The sequence below is a fragment of the Pseudomonas sp. 50_B genome, assembly GCF_017491625.1.
Taxonomy (GTDB): domain Bacteria; phylum Pseudomonadota; class Gammaproteobacteria; order Pseudomonadales; family Pseudomonadaceae; genus Aquipseudomonas; species Aquipseudomonas danubii.
Genome location: NZ_JAFGYX010000002.1, coordinates 413,670 through 432,499 on the forward strand (window position 1 = coordinate 413,670; position 18,830 = coordinate 432,499).

Genomic DNA, 18,830 nt, shown 5'->3' on the forward strand with positions numbered 1-18,830 from the left:
TACCGGAGCGCGGCCTTGTGCTTTTGGGCCCGCATAGAGGGTCAGCGGTATCAGGCGCCCAGACGCGCCGTGACTGCGTTCAACTGTCCCGACAGACCGTGCAAGTTGCGGCTCGCCGCTTCGGTGCGCTGGACGTTATCGAGGTTGGTACTGGCAATCGAAGTGATCTCGGTCAGGTTGCGCGAGATGTCTTCGGCCACCGATGTCTGCTCCTCGGCGGCGGTGGCGATCTGCCGATTCATGTCGCGAATCGCTTCCACCGCTTCGGTGATGCGCTCCAGCATTGCACCGGCCTCGGTCACCTGCTGCACACTCTGCTCGCTGCGCGACTGACCGCTCTCGATGGCCTGGGCCGCATCCACCGCACCGGTCTGCACGCTCTGGATGATCTGGTTGATCTCGATGATGGACGCCGCAGTACGCTGGGCCAGGCTGCGCACCTCATCGGCGACCACGGCAAACCCGCGCCCCGCCTCACCGGCCCGGGCCGCTTCGATGGCGGCGTTGAGCGCCAGCAGGTTGGTCTGCTCGGCGATCCCCTGGATCACTTCCAGGACCTTGCCGATACGCCCGCTGTCAGCCTCCAGGCGGCGGATCACTGTTGCGGTGTTGGCGATCTCGCCACGCATCTGGGTGATGCTGTGGATCGTGCTCTGCATCACTTGCTCGCCCTGCTGCGCCGACTGGTCGGCATCATCTGCGGCGCGGGCAGCATCGGCAGCGTGGCGCGCCACTTCCTGGGCAGTGGCGGACATCTCGTTCATCGCCGTCGCCACCTGATCGGTGCGGTTGAACTGCTCGTTGGTGCCCTGGGACATGAGGGTAGCAATGGAATTGAGCTCGCCGCTGGAGCTGTCCAGGTCCGCGGCACTGCGCTGCAGGCTGCTGAAGGTCTGGGCCAGGAAGTCACGCAGGGTGTTGGCGGCCCCCGCCAGCCTGCCCAGTTCGTCCTGACGATCGCTGGCCACCCGGTCGGCGAACTGGCCACGGCTGAGCTGGGCGACGTAGTCGATCAACTGGCGGATCGGCTGCACCAGGCTGCGGTTCACCAGCCACAGGCTGAGCAGGCCGATCAGCAAACCGGAAACCAGCATCACCAGGATGCCCAGCCACACCGTACGATCAGCCGCCGAGCTGATGTCCCGGGACTGCTGGTCACTGTGCTTGCGCAACTCGGTCACCAACTCGCTCATCTGTTCGCTGGTGGCACGGTCCACGCCCTTGACCGCCGCGTCACCGGCACTCGGATCGGCGCCTGCGGCCACATAGGCGTCACGGCCCTTCTGATAGGCCGCCCCCAGCGCACGGTGCTCCTCGGCCAGGCGCTGCACCCGGCTCTTGAAGCCCGAGTCCAGGCCCGGCTTCTGGGCCAACTGGCCGAGGATGTTCTGCACATCCCGCTGACGATCTTCGAACTGCTGCCAGTACTTTTTCAGCTCCTGGGGCTGCTTGCCCCGCAGCAACACGTTCTTCCACTCCTGCACCTGGCTCTTGAACTGCAGGTTGGCCTCGTCGATCAGCTGCGAACTGCGCAGCGGACCTTCGATCAGCTCGCGGTAGCTCTGCACGCCACCGGACAGCAAGTGAAAACACGCCAGGGCGATCAACAACACCGCAAACAGGCTACCGCTCAGCAGGGCAAGAATTTGCGCTCTCAGGGATTTTTGCAAAAACATCGAGAAGATCTCATGGCAGGGATGGAGCAAGCCACTAAAGGCATGCGTAGGTCCGAACTTCCCTGTCAGGAGCATTCGAGGAAAATCGAATGCGCATTGCATGTGAGCGTGATCGGCATCCGCGATCCATTCTTGAGCGCTGCCGACCACTGGTATGGCAACGCGTACTGTGCACTTTGAAACGTCACAAAACTGTCAAAAAGCCTTGCCATGATGAGGCCCAAGTGAACCTGTAACGCCCGCGCCAGGCACTGTCCCTCCTGCGAGACCCCATGAACCACAGCATCGACCAGAGTCACCGCGATTCCGATCTGTTTGGCCTGCTCTACAGTTTCAACTTTCGGCCCGGCGAACGGGGTCATGAACTGGACTCAGCCAAGGCCCTGCAAGCCCTGCAACAGCCGCACAACGACGACCAATTCCTCTGGTTGCACCTGAACCTGGCCCACGCCGCCTGCGAGCGCTGGATGAAAGCCCACCTGCAATTGCCCGAGGAGTTCTTCGAAGCCCTGCACGAAGGCTCGCGCTCGACTCGCATCGAACACGTGGACTCGGCGCTGCTGGCGGTGGTCAACGATGTGGTGTTCAACTTCAGCAGCATGGTGTCCTCGGACATTTCCACCCTGTGGGTCTGCGTGCGCAGCAACCTGATCATCAGCGCCCGCCTGCAGCCCCTGCATTCGGTGGACAAGCTGCGCTCCTCGGTCAAGGCCGGCGAACGCTTTCGCTCGCCCCTGGAACTGCTGGTGCACCTGCTGCGCGACCAGGGTGAAGTGCTGACCCAGATCGTGCGCAAGACCAGCCTCAGCGTCGACCAGATCGAGGACCAGCTCCTGGCCGCCCGGGTCTCCAGTAACCGTGCCGAACTGGGGGCCATGCGCCGGGTGCTGGTGCGCCTGCAACGCCTGCTGGCCCTGGAGCCGGGCTCCCTGCTGCGCCTGCTCAATCGGCCGCCGCAATGGCTGCAGAAGGAAGACGTCAAGGAACTGCGCAAGTCCACCGAAGAGTTCGCCCTGATCATCAACGACCTCACCGCACTGGGCGAACGGATCAAACTGCTGCAGGAAGAGATTGCCGCCAACCTCAATGAACAGACCAACCGCACCCTGTTCACCCTGACCGTGGTCACGGTGCTGGCGCTGCCGATCAACATCATTGCCGGCTTCTTCGGCATGAACGTCGGCGGTATTCCCTTTTCCGGCGACCCGGAGGGCTTCTGGATTCTGGTGGCGCTGGTGGCCACCTTCACCGTGATCGCCGGGCGCTGGGCCTTCCGCAAGCGCCAGGACTACTGACCCCACCTTGTAGGAGCCGGCTTGCCGGCGAAGGCTCCCCCAAGGCAGGTGCCAGGCTTGAGGGTCTCTTCGCCGGCAAACCGGCTCCTATGCGATAAGCGGGATAACGGGATGGCCACGCGGGCTTGATTTGATCAACGGAACGGCTCAATCGCCTAAACCATGACCTGAGGCAGTCTCCCTGTAATATTTGGCAACGATCATGGACACCATTCCTTTCCAGCAACAGGATTGTCCAGCAATGGCCACCCCGTCCCTGACTGCCGCCTCCAGCCTCGATCACCAACCGCAACTGGATAAAAAACCCGGCCCCTTCACCCTGGTGGTGTTTTTCGCGGTGCTGGCCATGGGCTTGCTGTTCACCGCCTACAGCCTGGTGCACGACATGCACGAACTGGGCACCACGGTCACCACCTGGACGCCCTTCCTGTTGCTGGGCGTGGCCCTGCTGATCGCCCTGGGCTTCGAGTTCGTCAACGGCTTCCACGACACCGCCAACGCCGTGGCCACCGTGATCTACACCCACTCGCTGCCGCCGCAGTTCGCGGTGGTCTGGTCCGGCCTGTTCAACTTCCTCGGGGTGCTGCTGTCCAGCGGCGCGGTGGCGTTCGGCATCATCGCCCTGCTGCCGGTGGAGTTGATCCTGCAAGTGGGCTCCTCCGCCGGCTTTGCGATGATCTTTGCCCTTTTGATTGCCGCCATCCTGTGGAACCTCGGCACCTGGTGGCTGGGGCTGCCGGCCTCTTCGTCCCACACCCTGATCGGCTCGATCATCGGCGTCGGCGTGGCCAACGCACTGATGCACGGCCGCGACGGCACCAGCGGCGTGGACTGGAGCCAGGCCACCAAGGTCGGCTACGCCCTGCTGTTCTCGCCATTGATCGGTTTCGTGTTTGCCGCCCTGCTGCTGTTGGCCCTGCGCCTGTTCGTCAAGAATCGCGCGCTGTACAAGGCGCCCAAGGGCGACGCCCCGCCGCCGTGGTGGATTCGCGGCTTGCTGATCCTGACCTGTACCGGGGTGTCCTTCGCCCACGGCTCCAACGACGGCCAGAAAGGCATGGGCCTGATCATGCTGATCCTGGTGGGCACCCTGCCCATGGCCTATGCCCTGAACCGCACCATGCCCGCCGACCAGTCACTGCAATTTGCCGCAGTGGCCGAGGTCACCCAGCAAGCCCTGGTGAAAAGCGCCCCGCAAGTGGCCCCCGCCGATCCTCGCGCGGTGCTCTCGGACTACATGCGCAGCAAGGAGGCAACGCCTGAACTGATCCCTGCCCTGGCGGCCCTGACCGGTGCCATCGGTGCCGAGGTCAAGGGCTACGGCTCGCTGGCCAAGGTGCCCGCCGAAGCCATGAGCAACGTACGCAACGACATGTACCTGACCAGCGAAACCATCCGCCTGATGGACAAGAACCAAGTGGGTCACTTCGATCAGGACACCCGGGACAAGTTGCAACTGTTCAAACAGCAGATCGACAACGCCACGCGCTTTATCCCGTTGTGGGTGAAGATCGCCGTGGCCATCGCCCTCGGCCTGGGCACCATGGTGGGCTGGAAGCGCATCGTGGTGACCGTCGGCGAGAAAATCGGCAAGACCCACCTGACCTATGCCCAGGGCGCCTCGGCGGAGACCGTGGCCATGCTGACCATCGGCGCGGCGGACATGTTCGGCCTGCCGGTATCCACCACTCACGTCCTGTCCTCGGGGGTGGCCGGGACCATGGTGGCCAATGGCGGCGGGTTGCAGATGCGCACCATCCGCAACCTGGCCATGGCCTGGGTCCTGACCTTGCCGGCGGCGATCCTGCTGTCGGGCAGCCTGTACTGGCTGTTCACCCAACTGTTCTGAACCGCCGCTGGCCCCGCCCCGTCAGCCGGCGGCGGGCAAGCGGCTGTGCAAACGACTGGCCAGCCCGGCCTGCAAGGCAAACGCCAGGACCCCGGTCAGTGGTGCCGAAAAACTGGCCAAGCCACCCCCCGCCCACATCAGCATCAGGCCCAGGGCCGTGCCGCCGAACCAGGCCGTCAGCCCCACCGGGTTGAAGGCCGCCACGCGCTCAATCGCCGCCACGTCGGTACGCCCCAGCAGAATCTGCGCCAGGGCCACACCGACCCAGGCCACCACGAAGATCCCCTGATAGGCCAGGGCCTTGAGCAGGTAGGCGAACACATCCGCCAGCATCAGGCCGTAGACGATGATCCCCACGGCCACCGCCCACATCAGGTAGGAACCGCGCAGGCCGAAGCGGCCGAAGAACGCCTGCATGTTCAAGGTCGCCAGGTAGTAGTTGGCGGTGTTGATCCGGGTTTGCGTGGCCCAGACGAACAACAGCCCCCACAGCCCCATCAATTGCAGGATCGCCATCACCACCGAAACTTCGTTGAGTGCACCGTCATGGGGAATGCTGCTCACCAGATAGATCCCTGCCGCACCGTTGAGCAAGAACGTCACCGCGTAGAACGGCATGCCGAAGTTCCAGCGACCGTGATAGCCGGCGTCTTCGGGTTTGCCGAAGCGTGCATAGTCGAAGGTGAACAGCATCAGGATCCACACCCCCATGTAGGCCACAAAGCAATCCCACCAGCCCGTGCTACTGGGATTGGCCGGGCCGAAATCCAGCCATTGCGGCTGGTAGCCATAACGGCTGATGGACAGGCCCACGGCGAACAGCAAGCCCCCCAGGTACACCGGCAACAGCACACCGTTGAGCTTGTCCAGCCAGTGCTGCACGCTGCCCAGAATCAACGGCACGCTGTACAGCACCACCACCAGCGCCGCCAGCGGGTACAGCAGTTGCGGGTACAGGTGGTTGAGCGCCACGGCGATCACCGAACCCTCGAACACCGCGTAGTAGATGGCCGTGGAGAAGAAGATCAGGGTCGCCAGGCAAGCCCCGGTGCTGCCGAACAACAACCGTGAAAACAGCGCCACCGAGAGCCCGCTGCGCATGGCGAAGCGGCTGAGGACGCTGTTCACCAGGCCATAGCTGAGCACCGACAAGAGCATGCCGATCAAGGCATTGCGGGTGCCGTAGGACAGGGCCAGGGAAGCGCCGACGACGATGTAGAACATCGCGCTGCACACCGCCCACCAGGCCATGGTCAGGGACAGTCGGCCCATGCGTGCATCGCTGGGAAGGGCCACATCGGCCGGGGTCTGCCCGGTTTGATTCGCTTGCGATAAAGCTGCCATGTGCGTGAACTCCAGAACCGATCAAGGGTTGAAGCGCGGGCAGCCGTCACCGCACCGAAGTGCGGCGTTGGCCTACCGTTTGGCATGGCCCGCGCGATGCGGCGGGCAGAATCAGGAAGGAAACAGTTTGCTCAGACAGCTGAGCTTTTTCTTGTAGGAGCGCCGGGCCTCCAGCGCTTCTTCGAGGGTCACCGCAACAAAGCGGGCCTTCTGGTTGGGCTGCATCTGGCCGATCAGGTCAAGGTCGGCGCTGATCACTGTGCCGATCATGGCGTAGCCGCCACCGGACACCGCGTCCCGGTGCAGGACGATGGGTTCCAGCCCCGCCGGCACCTGGATCGAGCCAATCGGGTAGCAGCTGTCGACGATGTTCGACGGATCGGAACCGGCGCCGAATGGCTGCTCCCGGGGCTGGAAGCTCAAGGCGCTGCCGCCCTTGAAGCGATAGCCGATGCGGTCCGCCTCCGAGCCCACGGTCCAGGGTTCGGCGAAGAAGCTGGCCTTGGCCGCCTCGCTCAAGCGTTCGTAGTACAGCCCCGGCACCACCCGCAGAGTGATTTCGCCGCCCAGGGATTGGCGCAGCGCCATGGGCAAGCTGGCACCGGGACGGCTCTTGCCGCTGGCGACACCCACCGGCAGCTCATCCCCGGCCGCCAGGCGCCGGCCCTGGAAACCACCCAGGGCGCCCAGGGCGTAGGTCGAACGACTGCCCAGCACCAGCGGCACATCGATGCCACCGGCCACCGCCAGATAGGCCCGGGCCCCGGCCTTGGGAAAGTCGAAACGCAGCACTTGCCCGGCCTTGACCGCAAAGGCGGTGTCCAGGTGCATGTCCACGCCATCGAGCTTGGGCGTCATGTGCGCGCCGCAAACCGCCACCAGGGCGTCGGCGCTGAACTCAAGCTCCGGCCCGAGCAGCGTGCACTCCAGCCCCGCCGCGCCTGCCGGGTTGCCCACCAGCTGGTTGGCCGCGCTCAGGGCGTACTGGTCCAGGGCCCCGGACGGCGGAATCCCCAGGTGATAGAAACCTTCGCGACCCAGGTCCTGCACCGATGTGGCCAGGCCCGGTTTGATGACCTTGATCATGCCAGCACCTCCTGCAGCGACTTGGGATAGCCGACCGGGTCGGCAAGAAAGGCATCCAGGGAAAACTCCACCTCGCGGATACGCAGGTCGAAGCGCCCGGCCTCGACTTCGGCCACCGCCTGGTCATAAGCCTCACGATCGATGGGCTTGAACTGCACGATGTCCCCCGGACGGAAGAACACCATGTGCGCCTTGAGGTAAGCCAGTTGCTGCTGCGGGTCGTAGATGGGGGCCGGGGTGACGCCGAACATCTGGTAGCCGCCGGCACCGCGCACCGAGTAGATGCAGCCGAAACAGCCGCCATGACCCAGGGTCAGTTTTGGCGTATCGGTGCGTGGTCGCAGGTACTTGGGCACCTGCAACTGCCGTTCACGTTCGACCATCTGGAACATGAACGGCAACCCGGCGACGAAGCCCACCATGGAGACAAACCAGGGCGCACCGCTGTGGGCGGCGATGAACGCCTCGACGTCCGCCAGGCCATTGATCCGCGCCGCGTACTCCAGGTCCGTGGCGCTGGGGTCCTGGTGCCGGTCGCGAAAGCGCATCAGGGTTTCGTGGGTCCAGGGATCGTTGTAGAGCACGGGGATCTCGATGATCCGAGTGTGCAGGCTGCGCTCGGCCACCGCCCCGGCCTCGGCCTGCTGCACCGCCTCCAGCAGAACCTGCGGAGCGATGCGATCCGGGTCGAAACGAATCTGGAACGAGGCATTGGCCAGGCACACATCCAGCACCCCATCCAACTCCAGGCGCTCTACGGCACGGGTCACCGCCATGCCCTTGAAGAAGGCTTCCAGGGACATGCTGTCGCTGACTTCGGCGAACAGGTGCTCGTCGGCACCAAAGCTGTAGCGGATCGGCTGGTTCATGCGACACCTCCGGCGCGGCGCTCGGCCAGCCAGGTTTCCAGGGTTGCGGTGTGAAAATCGGCCTGCTGCAACCAGGGCTCGGCCAGCAGTTCACGGTGCAGCGCCAAGGTGCTGGCCATGCCGGTCAAGGTGGTGTGTTCCACGGCCAGCCGCGCCCGGGCCAGGGCCTCGCCACGGTCACGCCCGTGGACGATCAGTTTGGCCAGCAGCGAGTCGTAATAAGGCGGCACAGCATAGCCCGGGTACAAGTGACTATCGACCCGCACCCCCGCCCCTTGCGGCCAGATCAGTTGCTCGACCTTGCCCGGACTGGGGAAGAAATCCCGCGCCGGGTCTTCGGCATTCAGGCGCATCTGCAAGGCCGCGCCATTGAGCTGGATATCGCTCTGGCGCAACCCCAGGGGCTCGCCCCCGGCGATGCGCAACATGGCCTGGACCAGATCGATGCCGGTGATCAGTTCACTGATGGGGTGCTCCACCTGAATCCGCGTGTTCATCTCGATAAAGAAGAACTCGCCGGTGCTGTCGTCGTAGAGGTATTCCAGAGTGCCAGCACCTTGGTAACCCAAGGCTTCGGTTAGGCGCACGGCGCTGCTGCACAACTGCTCACGCTGCTCGGTACTGAGCACCGGCGACGGCGCTTCTTCGAAGATCTTCTGCCGCCGCCGTTGCAGCGAGCACTCGCGTTCAAACAGATGCACCGCGTGTTGGCCATCGCCCAAGACCTGGACTTCGATGTGCCGCGCACGGCCAATGAAACGCTCCAGGTACAGCGCACCATTGCCGAAGGCGGTCTGGGCTTCGCGTTGCGCCCGAGGGAACTCCTCGGCCAATTGCGCCGCATCCTGAGCCAGGCGAATCCCGCGTCCGCCACCGCCGGCACTGGCCTTGATCAACAGCGGAAAGCCCACGCTTTCAGCGGCCTTGAGCGCCGCGTCCAGGTCGAAGAGCTCACCTGGGGAGCCCGGTACCACCGGCACTCCCGCCGCCTGCGCCGTGCGCCGGGCTTCGGCCTTGTCGCCCATGCGGCGGATGGTTTCGGCGCTGGGACCGACGAAGATCGCCCCGGCCTCGACCACCGCCTCGGCGAAGTCGGCATTCTCGGAAAGAAAGCCATAGCCCGGATGCACCGCATTGGCACCACTGGCCTGCAAGGCACCGAGCAGGGCCTGGACATTCAGGTAGCTCTTGTCGGCCCGCGCCGGGCCGATGATCTGCACTTCATCGGCCATACGTGCAGCCATGGAGTCGGCATCCGCCTCACTGCAGGCGGCAACGGTGGGAATCCCCAGGGCCTTGGCCGCACGGATGATGCGCACGGCGATCTCGCCGCGGTTGGCCACCAGCAACTTCTTGATTGCTTGAGTCATGCCCTGGCCCTCACTGTTCGAGCGTCGCGACGACCTGACCCGGTTCCACCGGATCACCGTCTTGCACCACAAAGGCGCTGACTTGACCCGCGCTCCCGGCGGTCAGTTCGGAAAACTGCTTCATGACTTCGATCAGGCCGATCACGGTATCGGCGCTGACGCTGTCGCCGACCTCGACGAAAGGCGCCGACTCCGGGGTGGCCTTGCGATAGAAAGTGCCCGGCAAGGGGGTGATAACACTGTATTCGGCCATGTCTGTTCCTTTTGGAATAGTTGTAGAAAGGCAGGCAAAAAATCAAAACCAGATGAACCCCGCGTCTGTGCGCGGTGCTTCGTATCGATGCGCCTCAGCGCGGTGCGCGCACCTCGATGCCGGCCTGATCCAGCGCCGTGCGGGTGGCCTCCACCAGATCCAGGGCGCCGGGGGTGTCGCTGTGCAGGCAGATGGAATCGAACTCGATGGCCAGGTCCTCGCCTTCAACCGTACGTACCAGGCCGGTCTGGCAAGCGCGTAACACCTTGGCGGCGACGGCAGCCGGGTCCAGGGCGCGCACCTGGCGGGTGAAGACGATGGAGCCGCTGAGGTCGTAATCGCGGTCGGCGTAGAACTCGCGGATCACCGGCTGGCCCAGCTCCTGGGCGACGTGCCAGATCACCGAATTGGGCATGCAATACAGCAGCAGCTCGGGCTCCAGCTTGCGCAGGTTTTGCACCAGCAGCCGCGCCGCTTCCTCGTCCCGGGCCAAGTGCATGTAGAGCGCGCCGTGGGGCTTGATGTGTTGCAACTTCACGCCTTGCACCCGGGCCATTTCCCGCAGGGCGCCGAGCTGATAAAGCATGTCGTCCACCAGCTCCTGGGCCGGTGCGTTGATGTGCCGGCGGCCGAAGCCCACCAGGTCGCGGAACCCCGGATGCGCACCGATAGCCACCCCCAGGCGCTTGGCCTGTTCGATGGTGCGGCGCATGGTGCCGGGGTCGCCGGCGTGAAAGCCGGTGGCGATATTGGCCGAACTGATAAAGCCCATGAGCTCGTTGTCGACGCCGTCGCCAATGGTCCAGGGGCCGAAGCTTTCGCCCATGTCCGAATTGAAATCCACTGCCTGCATCACTGTTGCTCCAACTCTTGTGACTTCGTGCAGTGAAAATTAGAGCGGCCTTGACCCCTTGGGAAGATCTATTATCAGATAGAGCATCTTCTGAAAAACAGATAAAGCTCTGCTAGGAGTAGGCAGGCGGTGATCCACGTATCGGCGAAGACCGGCGTGAGATGGCTTTGGCCGACAAACCGGCTCCTGCAGAGGTGATGGGGAATGGAACATGTCGTTGACCTTGCGCCAGGTGCGCTACTTCGTGGCGACCGCAGAGATCGGGCAGATCTCCCAGGCGGCGATCCACTTGAATATCTCCCAATCGGCGGTGACCACGGCGATCAAGGAGCTTGAAGCCATGCTCGCCGTGCAGTTGTTCGTGCGCTCGGCCCAGGGCATGAACCTGACCGACGCCGGGCGGCATTTTCTCAACCGCGCCTATGTGATCTTGCGCAGTGTCGAGGATGCGCTGAACAGTCCGCTGCCGGACTATCGGGCCAGTGGTGTGCTGCACCTGGCGGCCAGCTACACGGTGATCGGCTACTTCTTGCCGCACCACCTGCAACGCCTAGAGCACTGGCACCCGGACGTCACCATCGAACTCCACGAGCAGGAGCGCCAGGCCATCGAGCAAGGGTTGCTGGAGGGGCGTTTCGACATGGCGGTGGTGCTCACCGCCAACCTGACCCACCCGGACATCGTTTCGGAAACCCTGTTCAACTCCGAGCGCCGGCTATGGCTGCCGGCCCACCATCGGCTCTGCGAACGAGCCAGCGTCAGCCTGGCGGACGTGGCCCAGGAGCCGTTCATCCTGCTCACCGTCGACGAAGCCGAGCAGAGTGCCATGCGCTACTGGGAACAGGCCGGCCAGCAGCCCAATGTCCGGGTGCGCACCAGCTCGGTGGAGGCGGTGCGCAGCATGGTGGCCAACGGCAGCGGCGTGGCGATTCTTTCGGACCTGGTGCATCGACCCTGGTCCCTGGAGGGCAAGCGCATCGAGACCCTGAGCCTGAGCGACGCAGTGACCCCGATGAGCGTAGGCCTGGCCTGGCACCGCGAACGGACTTTCACCCCGGCGATGCAGGCCTTGCGCGACTACTTCCACGACGCCTTCCTCGCGCCCCAGCAACTCAGCGCCCGGCGCTGAACACCTTGCTTGGCGATCTCTTGCCGAACCTCCAGCGACCTCAAGATCCACGCGTCTCCTACGGAGCCGTTCGCAGCCTGCGGCAGCGGCTACAACCCGACACCTGTAGCCGCTGCCGAGCCCGCTAGGCTGCGAAAAGGCCCGCAGGGCCTTGCCTGGCGATCCTGAGCCAAACCTGTGGCGGCCGGAAAAACCTGCGTCTCCTGCGCAGCCGTTCGCAGCCTGCGGCAGCGGCTACAGGGCTGATTCAGGGGCAGGTCCAGCGCTGTGCGGTGCTGGCGATCTGTGCGGCCAACTGGGCAATGGCCTGTTGATGAGCCTGCACCAGGCTGCTCAGTTCAACACCCGCCGGCTGGCGGATCTGGCTGCTGCAGGTCAAGCTGCGGGCCGGGCCGCCCTCGCCCCGCAAGCGCAGGCTCCAGACCACATCGATCAGCGCGTAACGCCCGGGCAGGGATTCGAAACGCCGTACATCGGTCTGCAACGACAGCACCGGGAGCCCGGGCTGCTTGGGCAAGCCTTCAAGGTTGCGGGTGCCGAGCTTGTGCTCCATCTGGCTGGCCAGGGCGTCGTGGAACTCATCCACCAAGGGCGCGCTCCAGCGCTGGGTTTCCAGGATCGCCAGGGTGCCGCTGTCCTGGCGCACCACCAGTTGCGGCTGATCCACCTGGACCGGGATGCGCACCGTGGACATCTCGAACTGTAGATTCGCGTTGCGGGCCGCAGCGCTGCCTTCAGTCACCGGCGGCATCAGGGTGTAGTAACGGGTCGGCGCAGAGCTGCAAGCGGCAAGTCCCAGGGTCAGGCTCAACAACAAGGCGATTTTTTTCATGGCTGGGCTTCCGGTGCGGATTCGCGGACAGAGGAGGATGGCGACTGGTAGGCATCCGGTTGGTTGTCTTTGAGACGACCGCGAATCAACGCTTCAGGATGACGACCGAGGAAGTCGCTGAGCACCCGTACCGAACGGGCGGTGCGCTGCACTTCCTCCATGGCCTGGCTGAGTTTCTGTCGCTGCGGCGAATCCTCGGAGAAGCTCTCGTTGGCGCTGGCCAGGGTCTTCTTCGACTGCTCCAGGGTGTCGCGCATCTGCGGCAGCACTTGGCCGTTGACCTGTTTCAGGGTCTTCTGCATCTCCGCCAGGCTGCCATCGAGGTTGGCGGCGATGGAGTCGATCGGCAGCTTGCTGATCTTGTCCACCACGGCCTGCAGTTGTTCCTGCAACTTGTCCATGCTGCCCGGGATGGTGGGGATCTCCAGCGGCCGTGCGGCGGGGTTGTAGGCCACCGGCTTGGCATTGGCGACAAAATCCAGGGAGATGTACAGCTGGCCGGTCAGCAGGTTGCCGCTGCGGGGCTGGGCCCGCAGGCCGTTCTTGACGAAGGCGCCGATCAGTTGCGCGGAGCGGGCGTCGTCTTCGCCGCCGGTCTGCTTCACCAGTTTTTCATGGGCCTTGCCCAGGCGTTCGGGATAGATCACCGCCCCTACCAGGGTGGGGAAATACTTGCGCTGTTCGTCGTAGTCCAGGTCCATGGACACCACCTTGCCGATGTTCACCCCGAGGAACTCCACCGGGGCATTGAGCGACAGGCCGCGCAGGGCCTGGTCAAAGCGCATGCGGATGTAATACGGCGCGCCGTCCGGCGGAGCCAGCGCCGTATCCTGATCGCCGAACAGTGTGTATTCGGCATTCTCCTCGGCCGGCTTGGCGTTGGGGCTGTACTTGGGTTCGACGAAGGCGATGCCGCCGGCAAGGATCGAGGACACCGACTCGGTGTTGACCTTCAAGCCGTTGGCGCCCAGGGTCACATCCACACCGCTGGCGTTCCAGAATCGGCTGTCGGTGGTGACGTACTTATCATTGGGCGCGTTGACGAAGATCTTCACGTCCACCCCCTTGCCGCTGTTGGCCAACTGATAGGACACCACCTGCCCCACTTCGATGCGCCGGTAGTAGACCGGCGAACCGATGTCCAGGGAGCCCAGGTCGTCAGTGTGCAGGGTGAAGCGCTTGCCCTTCTGCCCGTAGGTAATGAGCGGCGGGGTTTCCAGGCCCTTGAAGCTGTTCTTGCGCTTCTCCGACTTGCCGGCATCGGCGCCGATAAAGGCCCCGGAGAGCAAGGTATCGACCCCGGAAACGCCGTTGGCGCCAATCCGCGGGCGCACCACCCAGAACATCGAGTCGTCGGCGGTGAACGGTTCGGCGGACTGATCCAGCTCGACCTTGGCCAGCACCTTGCGGCGATCGTCGCTCAAGGCAATGGAGGTCACCTTGCCGATCACCACGTTCTTGTACTTGACCTGGGTCTTATTGGCTTCCAGGCCCTCGGCAGTCTGGAAACTGATGGTGATTTCCGGCCCGGCCGACAGCGAGTTGTGGACCACCATCGACAGCCCCACCAAGGCCGCGACAATGGGCACCAACCACACCAGCGAGACATTGAAACGCCGCGTACGCAGCGCCGGAGCGCCGGGAGCCGGCTGGGAACCTGCCGCCTTGGAACCTGGATGATCAGACATCTTCAACCTCTACATCCCAGATAAGCCGGGGATCGAAACTCATGGCCGCCAACATCGTCAGCACCACCACCAAACCAAAAAACAGTATGCCCATCCGCGGATCGATGGAACTCAGGGCCCGAAACTGCACCAGGGCCGCCACCAGGGCCACCACCAGCACATCGAGCATCGACCAATAGCCGATCACCTCGATAAAACGGTACAGCCTGGCACGCTCGCGCTGGGCCCAGAGGCTGCGGCGCTGGCAGGTCACCAGCAAGGTGCCAAGGACAAAGAACTTGATGCAGGGCACCACCACGCTGGCGATGAAGATCAACAGGGCGATGTCCCAGGAGCCGTGTCTCCAGAACTCCACCACGCCGCTCATGATGGTGTTTTCACTGGCGCTGCCAAAAATACTGGTGTGCATCACCGGCAGCAGGTTGGCCGGAATGTAGAAGATCAGGCTGGCCACGAGAAAGGCCCAGGTCCGCGCCAGGCTGTTGGGCTTGCGCGCATGGACCACGGAGTCGCATCGGGGGCACTGGTGCTCGGATTGCTCGCAGACCTGGCCGCAGGTGTGGCAGAGCATCAGTTGATAGTCCCGGGCGTAAGGGGGCGTACTCATCAGTAGCGACCCTCCAGGTCATCCCACAGATAGCGGATGTCCTTGCCGGAAATCAGGATGATCAGCACCGTCAGCATGGCCAGGGCCCAGAGCCCGAGGCCGGGGTGCACATCGAGCATGCCAGCGAGCTTGACGATGGCCACCAGAATGCCCAGCAGGCACACCTCCAGCATGCTCCACGGCCGCAGGTGCTCCAGGGCCCGCATGCAGGCCTTGAAACCTGGCGCGGCACGATCGAAATTGGCGAACCCCAGCACCCAGCACAGCAGGATGATCTGCAGGCAGGGCGCCAGAATGATGGTCAGGCCGGTGATCGCCGCAATCAGGCTGATGCGGCCCTGGGCCAGGGCTTCTACCGATTGCCAGAGCGTGGCTTCGTTGCTCAGGCCTTCGAGGCTGATCTTGATCACCGGAAACAGATTGGCGAAGACGAACAACAACCCGGCGGTAATCGACAAGGCGAACAGCTGCTGCACGTTCATGTAGCGGGCACGGGCCAGCAACGCGCCACAGCGCGAGCACTGAGCGGCCTGGCCTTTGCCGAGCGGCACGGATTCGTACAGCGAATCGCAGTGTTCGCAGATGATCCAGTTGCGGGAAATAGTCATGGTCTTCAGATAGTCGGGAGGGCTGCTGGTTCAGTGACGGCCTCCAGCGGACGCACATTTTCAGAAAAACCCGAGGACGGTGTCCAGTTCTGTCTGAAATCAGCTCGCAGACCTCTACGCCATAATAGGCCCCCCGTGGGTTTTCGCCGGCCGAAACCGGCGACTATCACAAAGGCCTGCGGCTCAATGAGCCAGACGCTGTTGCAACCACTTGTCCCGCAGTACGTCGTAGGCCCAGTGGTAGAGGTAGGTGTAGGGCAGAAAGAACAACAGCACGCCGATATCGAGGATGAACGCCTGCAACAGGCTGACATTCAACCACCAGGCAATCAGCGGTACCCCCATCGCCACCAGACCGCCTTCGAACAGCAGGGCATGCAGGACCCGGGTCCAACCATTGCGTGCAAGTTGCAGGCGCTTGAGCAGACGATCGAACAGACCGTTGAACACCACGTTCCAGATCAGCGCCAAAAGGCCGATGCCGATGGTTACCAGGCCCATGTCAGCCATGGGTTTATCCATGATCCAGGACAGCAGCGGCGTGCAGATCAGCACGGCCAGCAGCTCAAAACCTACAGCCTGGAAAATACGTTCGGTAAGGGATTTTTGCAGGCTCATTGCCGTGCTCCTTGAGTGAATGTGTTGGCGATCTTCCAGGATCAGGTCGATACTTAATAATCAATAACCATCGACCAAGGCGATAGTTCATAGCCTCACACGAAGTGCTGCTGGCGTTCGTCCAGGCAGCGACCCAGGGTTCCTTTTCCGCCGCCGCCCGCAAACTGGGCAAGAGCCAGTCCACCATCAGCGCGGCAGTGGCCAGCCTGGAAATCGACCTCAATGTGCAATTGTTCGATCGGGCCAGCCGCAAGCCCGGCCTGACCCCCGCCGGGCAGGTGATGCTGCAGCACGCGGAGGAAATCCTCGCGGCCACCAGCCGCCTGCAAATGGCCGCCAGCCAACTGTCCCAGGGAGTCGAGGCGAAACTCACCGTTGCCCTGTCCGACACCTATCAGTCGGATCGCTTTGAAAGCTGCCTGAGCGCCTTCGAGCAGCGTTACCCGGACCTGGAACTGGAATGCCTGATTGCCGAATGCGAAGACCTGATTGCCCTGGTGCAAAGTGGCCGGGCGCACATCGCCTTCGCCGAGATGCAGGCCGATTACCCGGCGGACCTGGATCACCAGACCCTGGATGAACAGGGTGAAATGTCCCTGTACGTCTCCCGCAAGCATCCGCTGGCCCGGCTCGAGCACGTCGATCAGGAAGCCCTGCGCCAGCACCGGGAACTGCGCTTGGCGACAGTGCTCAACCCCTACGACAGCCGTCCCCAGGGACGGGTCTGGTCGGCGCCCAGCTACCTGATGCTGCTGGAAATGGCCCAGGGCGGTTTTGGCTGGGCGCCGTTGCCGAGCTGGCTGGTGGAAGGCTTCGGCGCCGGCAAATTGCAGGAACTGAACGTACGCGGCTGGCCGCGCAAGGTGGTGGTGGATGCCCTCTGGTCGCGCCTGCACCCGCCCGGGCCGGCCGGGAGCTGGCTGTTGGGGCGAATGCTGGAGTGAGGCAGCTCGGGTATCCGCCCCTGTAGAGCGCGTCCTGTAAAGCTACGCAGAGCTGGAGACCAGTTGGGCCAGGCGCGCTTCGAGAAAACGCCGTTCCGGAGCTTGCCGGGTCAGGGCCAAGGCTCTTTGGTAGGACTCCCGCGCCGCCTCGACTCGCCCCAACTGCCGGCAGAAGTCGGCACGGGCAGCGTGGATCAGGTGGTAATCCTGCAAGTCGCCGCGCTGCAGGATGGCCTCCACCTGCTCCAGGCCGGCCGCGGGGCCGTCACGCTTGGCCAGGGCCACGGCACGGTTGAGCTCGATCACCGGCGAAGGCTGCAGCCGCAGCAACACCTCATACAGGCCGACGATCTGCGGCCAATCGGTCTGTTCGGCGCTGGGAGCCTCGGCATGCACCGCGGCAATCGCCGCCTGCAGGCAATAGGCTCCGCCGCGTCCGCTGCGCAACCCGCGCTCCACCAGGGCACAACCTTCGTCCATCAAGGCCCGCTGCCACAGGGAACGGTCCTGCTCATCCAGCAGGATCAACTCGCCCGTGCTGGAGAGTCGCGCCCCACGTCGCGACTCGTGCAACAGCATCAGGGCCAGCAGGCCCAATACCTCCGCTTCCGGTAACAGCTCCAGCAGCAGGCGCCCCAGGCGTATCGCTTCACGGGTCAGGTCCTCACGGGTCAACTCGGCCCCCATGGACGCCGAATAACCTTCGTTGAACACCAGGTAGATCACTCGCAAGACACTGTCCAAGCGCTCGGGCAACTCGTCCAGCGTCGGCACCTGATAGGGAATTCCGGCGTCGCGGATCTTCGCCTTGGCCCGCACGATACGCTGAGCGATGGTGGCCGGAGAGACAAGAAAGGCCCGGGCGATTTCCTCGGTGCTCAGGTCGCAGATTTCCCGCAGGGTCAGTGGCACCTGGGCGTCTGCCGCCAGCGCCGGGTGGCAACAGGTGAAGATCAACCGCAGGCGATCGTCCTGCACGTCCTCACCCTCCCAGTCATGCTGTTCCAGGTGCTCCAGCTGGCTGACCAGCGCCGCCTGGGAAGCGGCGAAGCGCGCCCGCCGGCGCAAGGCATCGATGGCCTTGAAGCGTCCAACGGACACCAGCCAGGCCCGAGGATTGTCCGGGACGCCGTCCTTTTGCCAACGCTCCACGGCGACAAAGAAGGCCTCGTGCAAGGCCTCTTCAGCCAGGTCGAAATCCCCCAGCAGGCGGATCAGGGTGGCGAGAATGCGCCGCGATTGCTCGCGGTAGACCCGCGCCACCAGGACCTGTAGGGCCTCACCGGATTGACCCGGCATCAGTCCGCCATGCCTTGGGTGACCAGGGCCACCAGACGCTCCAGGCTCTCTCCCCACCCCTGGTGAAATCCCATGGCTTCGTGGGCTTGCCGATCGGCTTCGCTCCAATGCATGGCGCGGGCGGTGTAGAGCGTCTTGCCGTCCTGCTCCTCGAAGGTCACTTCAGCGGTCATGAACGGCTTGCCCGAAGGAATCCAGCCCGGCACATAGGCATCGGTGAACACCAGGCGCGACGGCGCGTGGATCTCCAGAAACACCCCCATGGTCGGGTATTCGGCACCGTCCGCAGCCCGCATCAACGTGCGAAATTGACCACCGACCCACAGATCCATTTCACACTCCGGGGTGGTCATGCCGTGCGGCCCCCACCATTGCGCCAGCAACGCCGGCTCGGTCCAGGCGCGAAACACCCTGGCCCGCGGCGCATCGATCAAGCGGCTGATGGACAGTTCATGCTCGGCGGCCTGGCGGCCGACTGTTGAAAAGGTCATTGGCAAACTCCTGCTTATG

At 63.9% G+C, this 18,830-nt stretch carries 18 protein-coding genes; 4 read left to right on the top strand and 14 right to left on the bottom strand.

Annotation, left to right across the window (positions count from 1 at the left end):
• Positions 1 to 50: 50 nt before the first annotated feature.
• On the bottom strand, positions 51 to 1,676 hold the full coding sequence (locus J5M73_RS05035; RefSeq protein WP_207815066.1) for a HAMP domain-containing methyl-accepting chemotaxis protein: 1,626 nt from the start codon (positions 1,674 to 1,676) through the stop codon (positions 51 to 53).
• Between the two features lie 272 nt (positions 1,677 to 1,948).
• Between J5M73_RS05035 and J5M73_RS05040 the strand changes: the two genes are divergently transcribed.
• Together J5M73_RS05040 and J5M73_RS05045 are read left to right on the top strand one after the other, a co-directional pair.
• Positions 1,949 to 2,971, top strand: a complete 1,023-nt coding sequence (locus J5M73_RS05040) for a transporter (protein WP_102860660.1) — start codon at positions 1,949 to 1,951, stop codon at positions 2,969 to 2,971.
• A 241-nt stretch (positions 2,972 to 3,212) separates the two neighbouring features.
• The gene (locus J5M73_RS05045; RefSeq protein WP_102860659.1) at positions 3,213 to 4,820 is read left to right on the top strand and encodes an inorganic phosphate transporter; all 1,608 of its coding nucleotides are present in this window, start codon (positions 3,213 to 3,215) and stop codon (positions 4,818 to 4,820) included.
• A 21-nt stretch (positions 4,821 to 4,841) separates the two neighbouring features.
• Here the strand turns inward: J5M73_RS05045 and J5M73_RS05050 are convergent, their stop codons facing one another.
• The 6 genes from J5M73_RS05050 to J5M73_RS05075 form a co-directional block, all read right to left on the bottom strand.
• Positions 4,842 to 6,164, bottom strand: coding sequence for an allantoin permease (locus J5M73_RS05050; protein ID WP_102860658.1), 1,323 nt, complete (start codon positions 6,162 to 6,164; stop codon positions 4,842 to 4,844).
• Positions 6,165 to 6,275: 111 nt separating this feature from the next.
• A complete protein-coding gene (locus tag J5M73_RS05055) occupies positions 6,276 to 7,250 on the bottom strand; it encodes a biotin-dependent carboxyltransferase family protein (protein ID WP_102860657.1) in 975 nt (324 codons plus the stop codon).
• Entirely contained in the window at positions 7,247 to 8,119 is an 873-nt protein-coding gene (locus J5M73_RS05060; protein ID WP_102860656.1) for an allophanate hydrolase subunit 1, read from the bottom strand. Before J5M73_RS05060 ends, J5M73_RS05055 begins: the two co-directional genes overlap by 4 nt.
• A complete protein-coding gene (locus J5M73_RS05065; RefSeq protein WP_102860655.1) occupies positions 8,116 to 9,489 on the bottom strand; it encodes an acetyl-CoA carboxylase biotin carboxylase subunit in 1,374 nt (457 codons plus the stop codon). Before J5M73_RS05065 ends, J5M73_RS05060 begins: the two co-directional genes overlap by 4 nt.
• A gap of 10 nt (positions 9,490 to 9,499) precedes the next feature.
• Positions 9,500 to 9,742 (bottom strand): acetyl-CoA carboxylase, encoded by a 243-nt coding sequence (locus tag J5M73_RS05070; protein WP_102860654.1) that lies wholly within the window; start codon positions 9,740 to 9,742, stop codon positions 9,500 to 9,502.
• Positions 9,743 to 9,836: 94 nt separating this feature from the next.
• Positions 9,837 to 10,595: a 5-oxoprolinase subunit PxpA gene (locus tag J5M73_RS05075; protein ID WP_102860653.1), complete on the bottom strand. Its 759-nt coding sequence runs from the start codon at positions 10,593 to 10,595 to the stop codon at positions 9,837 to 9,839.
• A gap of 211 nt (positions 10,596 to 10,806) precedes the next feature.
• On the opposite strand from J5M73_RS05075, the gene J5M73_RS05080 reads away from it, so the two are divergent.
• Positions 10,807 to 11,724: a LysR family transcriptional regulator gene (locus J5M73_RS05080; protein ID WP_102860652.1), complete on the top strand. Its 918-nt coding sequence runs from the start codon at positions 10,807 to 10,809 to the stop codon at positions 11,722 to 11,724.
• A 247-nt stretch (positions 11,725 to 11,971) separates the two neighbouring features.
• Here the strand turns inward: J5M73_RS05080 and J5M73_RS05085 are convergent, their stop codons facing one another.
• The 5 genes from J5M73_RS05085 to J5M73_RS05105 form a co-directional block, all read right to left on the bottom strand.
• Positions 11,972 to 12,556, bottom strand: coding sequence for a PqiC family protein (locus J5M73_RS05085; protein ID WP_102860651.1), 585 nt, complete (start codon positions 12,554 to 12,556; stop codon positions 11,972 to 11,974).
• A complete protein-coding gene (locus J5M73_RS05090) occupies positions 12,553 to 14,244 on the bottom strand; it encodes an MlaD family protein (RefSeq protein WP_102860650.1) in 1,692 nt (563 codons plus the stop codon). The genes J5M73_RS05085 and J5M73_RS05090 overlap by 4 nt, the downstream gene beginning before the upstream one ends.
• Complete coding sequence (locus J5M73_RS05095) at positions 14,237 to 14,851, bottom strand: paraquat-inducible protein A (protein ID WP_102860649.1); 615 nt, start codon at positions 14,849 to 14,851, stop codon at positions 14,237 to 14,239. Before J5M73_RS05095 ends, J5M73_RS05090 begins: the two co-directional genes overlap by 8 nt.
• On the bottom strand, positions 14,851 to 15,459 hold the full coding sequence (locus tag J5M73_RS05100; RefSeq protein WP_102860648.1) for a paraquat-inducible protein A: 609 nt from the start codon (positions 15,457 to 15,459) through the stop codon (positions 14,851 to 14,853). Before J5M73_RS05100 ends, J5M73_RS05095 begins: the two co-directional genes overlap by 1 nt.
• 183 nt (positions 15,460 to 15,642) lie before the next feature.
• Complete coding sequence (locus J5M73_RS05105; protein WP_102860647.1) at positions 15,643 to 16,077, bottom strand: multidrug/biocide efflux PACE transporter; 435 nt, start codon at positions 16,075 to 16,077, stop codon at positions 15,643 to 15,645.
• Between the two features lie 89 nt (positions 16,078 to 16,166).
• On the opposite strand from J5M73_RS05105, the gene J5M73_RS05110 reads away from it, so the two are divergent.
• Complete coding sequence (locus tag J5M73_RS05110) at positions 16,167 to 17,021, top strand: LysR family transcriptional regulator (RefSeq protein WP_102860646.1); 855 nt, start codon at positions 16,167 to 16,169, stop codon at positions 17,019 to 17,021.
• A gap of 42 nt (positions 17,022 to 17,063) precedes the next feature.
• Here J5M73_RS05110 and J5M73_RS05115 read toward each other — a convergent pair whose 3' ends face one another.
• Both J5M73_RS05115 and J5M73_RS05120 read right to left on the bottom strand, forming a co-directional pair.
• On the bottom strand, positions 17,064 to 18,320 hold the full coding sequence (locus J5M73_RS05115) for an RNA polymerase sigma factor (protein ID WP_102860645.1): 1,257 nt from the start codon (positions 18,318 to 18,320) through the stop codon (positions 17,064 to 17,066).
• Entirely contained in the window at positions 18,320 to 18,811 is a 492-nt protein-coding gene (locus tag J5M73_RS05120; RefSeq protein ID WP_102860644.1) for an SRPBCC family protein, read from the bottom strand. Before J5M73_RS05120 ends, J5M73_RS05115 begins: the two co-directional genes overlap by 1 nt.
• Positions 18,812 to 18,830: the final 19 nt, after the last annotated feature.

What these genes read in the sequence shown, in the direction of transcription:
- J5M73_RS05105 (WP_102860647.1), bottom strand. Translation starts at nt 16,077, where the DNA reads ATGAGCCTGCAAAAATCCCTTACCGAACGTATTTTCCAGGCTGTAGGT.
- J5M73_RS05100 (WP_102860648.1), bottom strand. Translation starts at nt 15,459, where the DNA reads ATGACTATTTCCCGCAACTGGATCATCTGCGAACACTGCGATTCGCTG.
- J5M73_RS05065 (WP_102860655.1), bottom strand. Translation starts at nt 9,489, where the DNA reads ATGACTCAAGCAATCAAGAAGTTGCTGGTGGCCAACCGCGGCGAGATC.
- J5M73_RS05045 (WP_102860659.1), top strand. Translation starts at nt 3,213, where the DNA reads ATGGCCACCCCGTCCCTGACTGCCGCCTCCAGCCTCGATCACCAACCG.
- J5M73_RS05090 (WP_102860650.1), bottom strand. Translation starts at nt 14,244, where the DNA reads ATGTCTGATCATCCAGGTTCCAAGGCGGCAGGTTCCCAGCCGGCTCCC.
- J5M73_RS05080 (WP_102860652.1), top strand. Translation starts at nt 10,807, where the DNA reads ATGTCGTTGACCTTGCGCCAGGTGCGCTACTTCGTGGCGACCGCAGAG.
- J5M73_RS05040 (WP_102860660.1), top strand. Translation starts at nt 1,949, where the DNA reads ATGAACCACAGCATCGACCAGAGTCACCGCGATTCCGATCTGTTTGGC.
- J5M73_RS05120 (WP_102860644.1), bottom strand. Translation starts at nt 18,811, where the DNA reads ATGACCTTTTCAACAGTCGGCCGCCAGGCCGCCGAGCATGAACTGTCC.
- J5M73_RS05035 (WP_207815066.1), bottom strand. Translation starts at nt 1,676, where the DNA reads ATGTTTTTGCAAAAATCCCTGAGAGCGCAAATTCTTGCCCTGCTGAGC.
- J5M73_RS05050 (WP_102860658.1), bottom strand. Translation starts at nt 6,164, where the DNA reads ATGGCAGCTTTATCGCAAGCGAATCAAACCGGGCAGACCCCGGCCGAT.
- J5M73_RS05055 (WP_102860657.1), bottom strand. Translation starts at nt 7,250, where the DNA reads ATGATCAAGGTCATCAAACCGGGCCTGGCCACATCGGTGCAGGACCTG.
- J5M73_RS05115 (WP_102860645.1), bottom strand. Translation starts at nt 18,320, where the DNA reads ATGCCGGGTCAATCCGGTGAGGCCCTACAGGTCCTGGTGGCGCGGGTC.
- J5M73_RS05060 (WP_102860656.1), bottom strand. Translation starts at nt 8,119, where the DNA reads ATGAACCAGCCGATCCGCTACAGCTTTGGTGCCGACGAGCACCTGTTC.
- J5M73_RS05070 (WP_102860654.1), bottom strand. Translation starts at nt 9,742, where the DNA reads ATGGCCGAATACAGTGTTATCACCCCCTTGCCGGGCACTTTCTATCGC.
- J5M73_RS05095 (WP_102860649.1), bottom strand. Translation starts at nt 14,851, where the DNA reads ATGAGTACGCCCCCTTACGCCCGGGACTATCAACTGATGCTCTGCCAC.
- J5M73_RS05075 (WP_102860653.1), bottom strand. Translation starts at nt 10,595, where the DNA reads ATGCAGGCAGTGGATTTCAATTCGGACATGGGCGAAAGCTTCGGCCCC.
- J5M73_RS05085 (WP_102860651.1), bottom strand. Translation starts at nt 12,556, where the DNA reads ATGAAAAAAATCGCCTTGTTGTTGAGCCTGACCCTGGGACTTGCCGCT.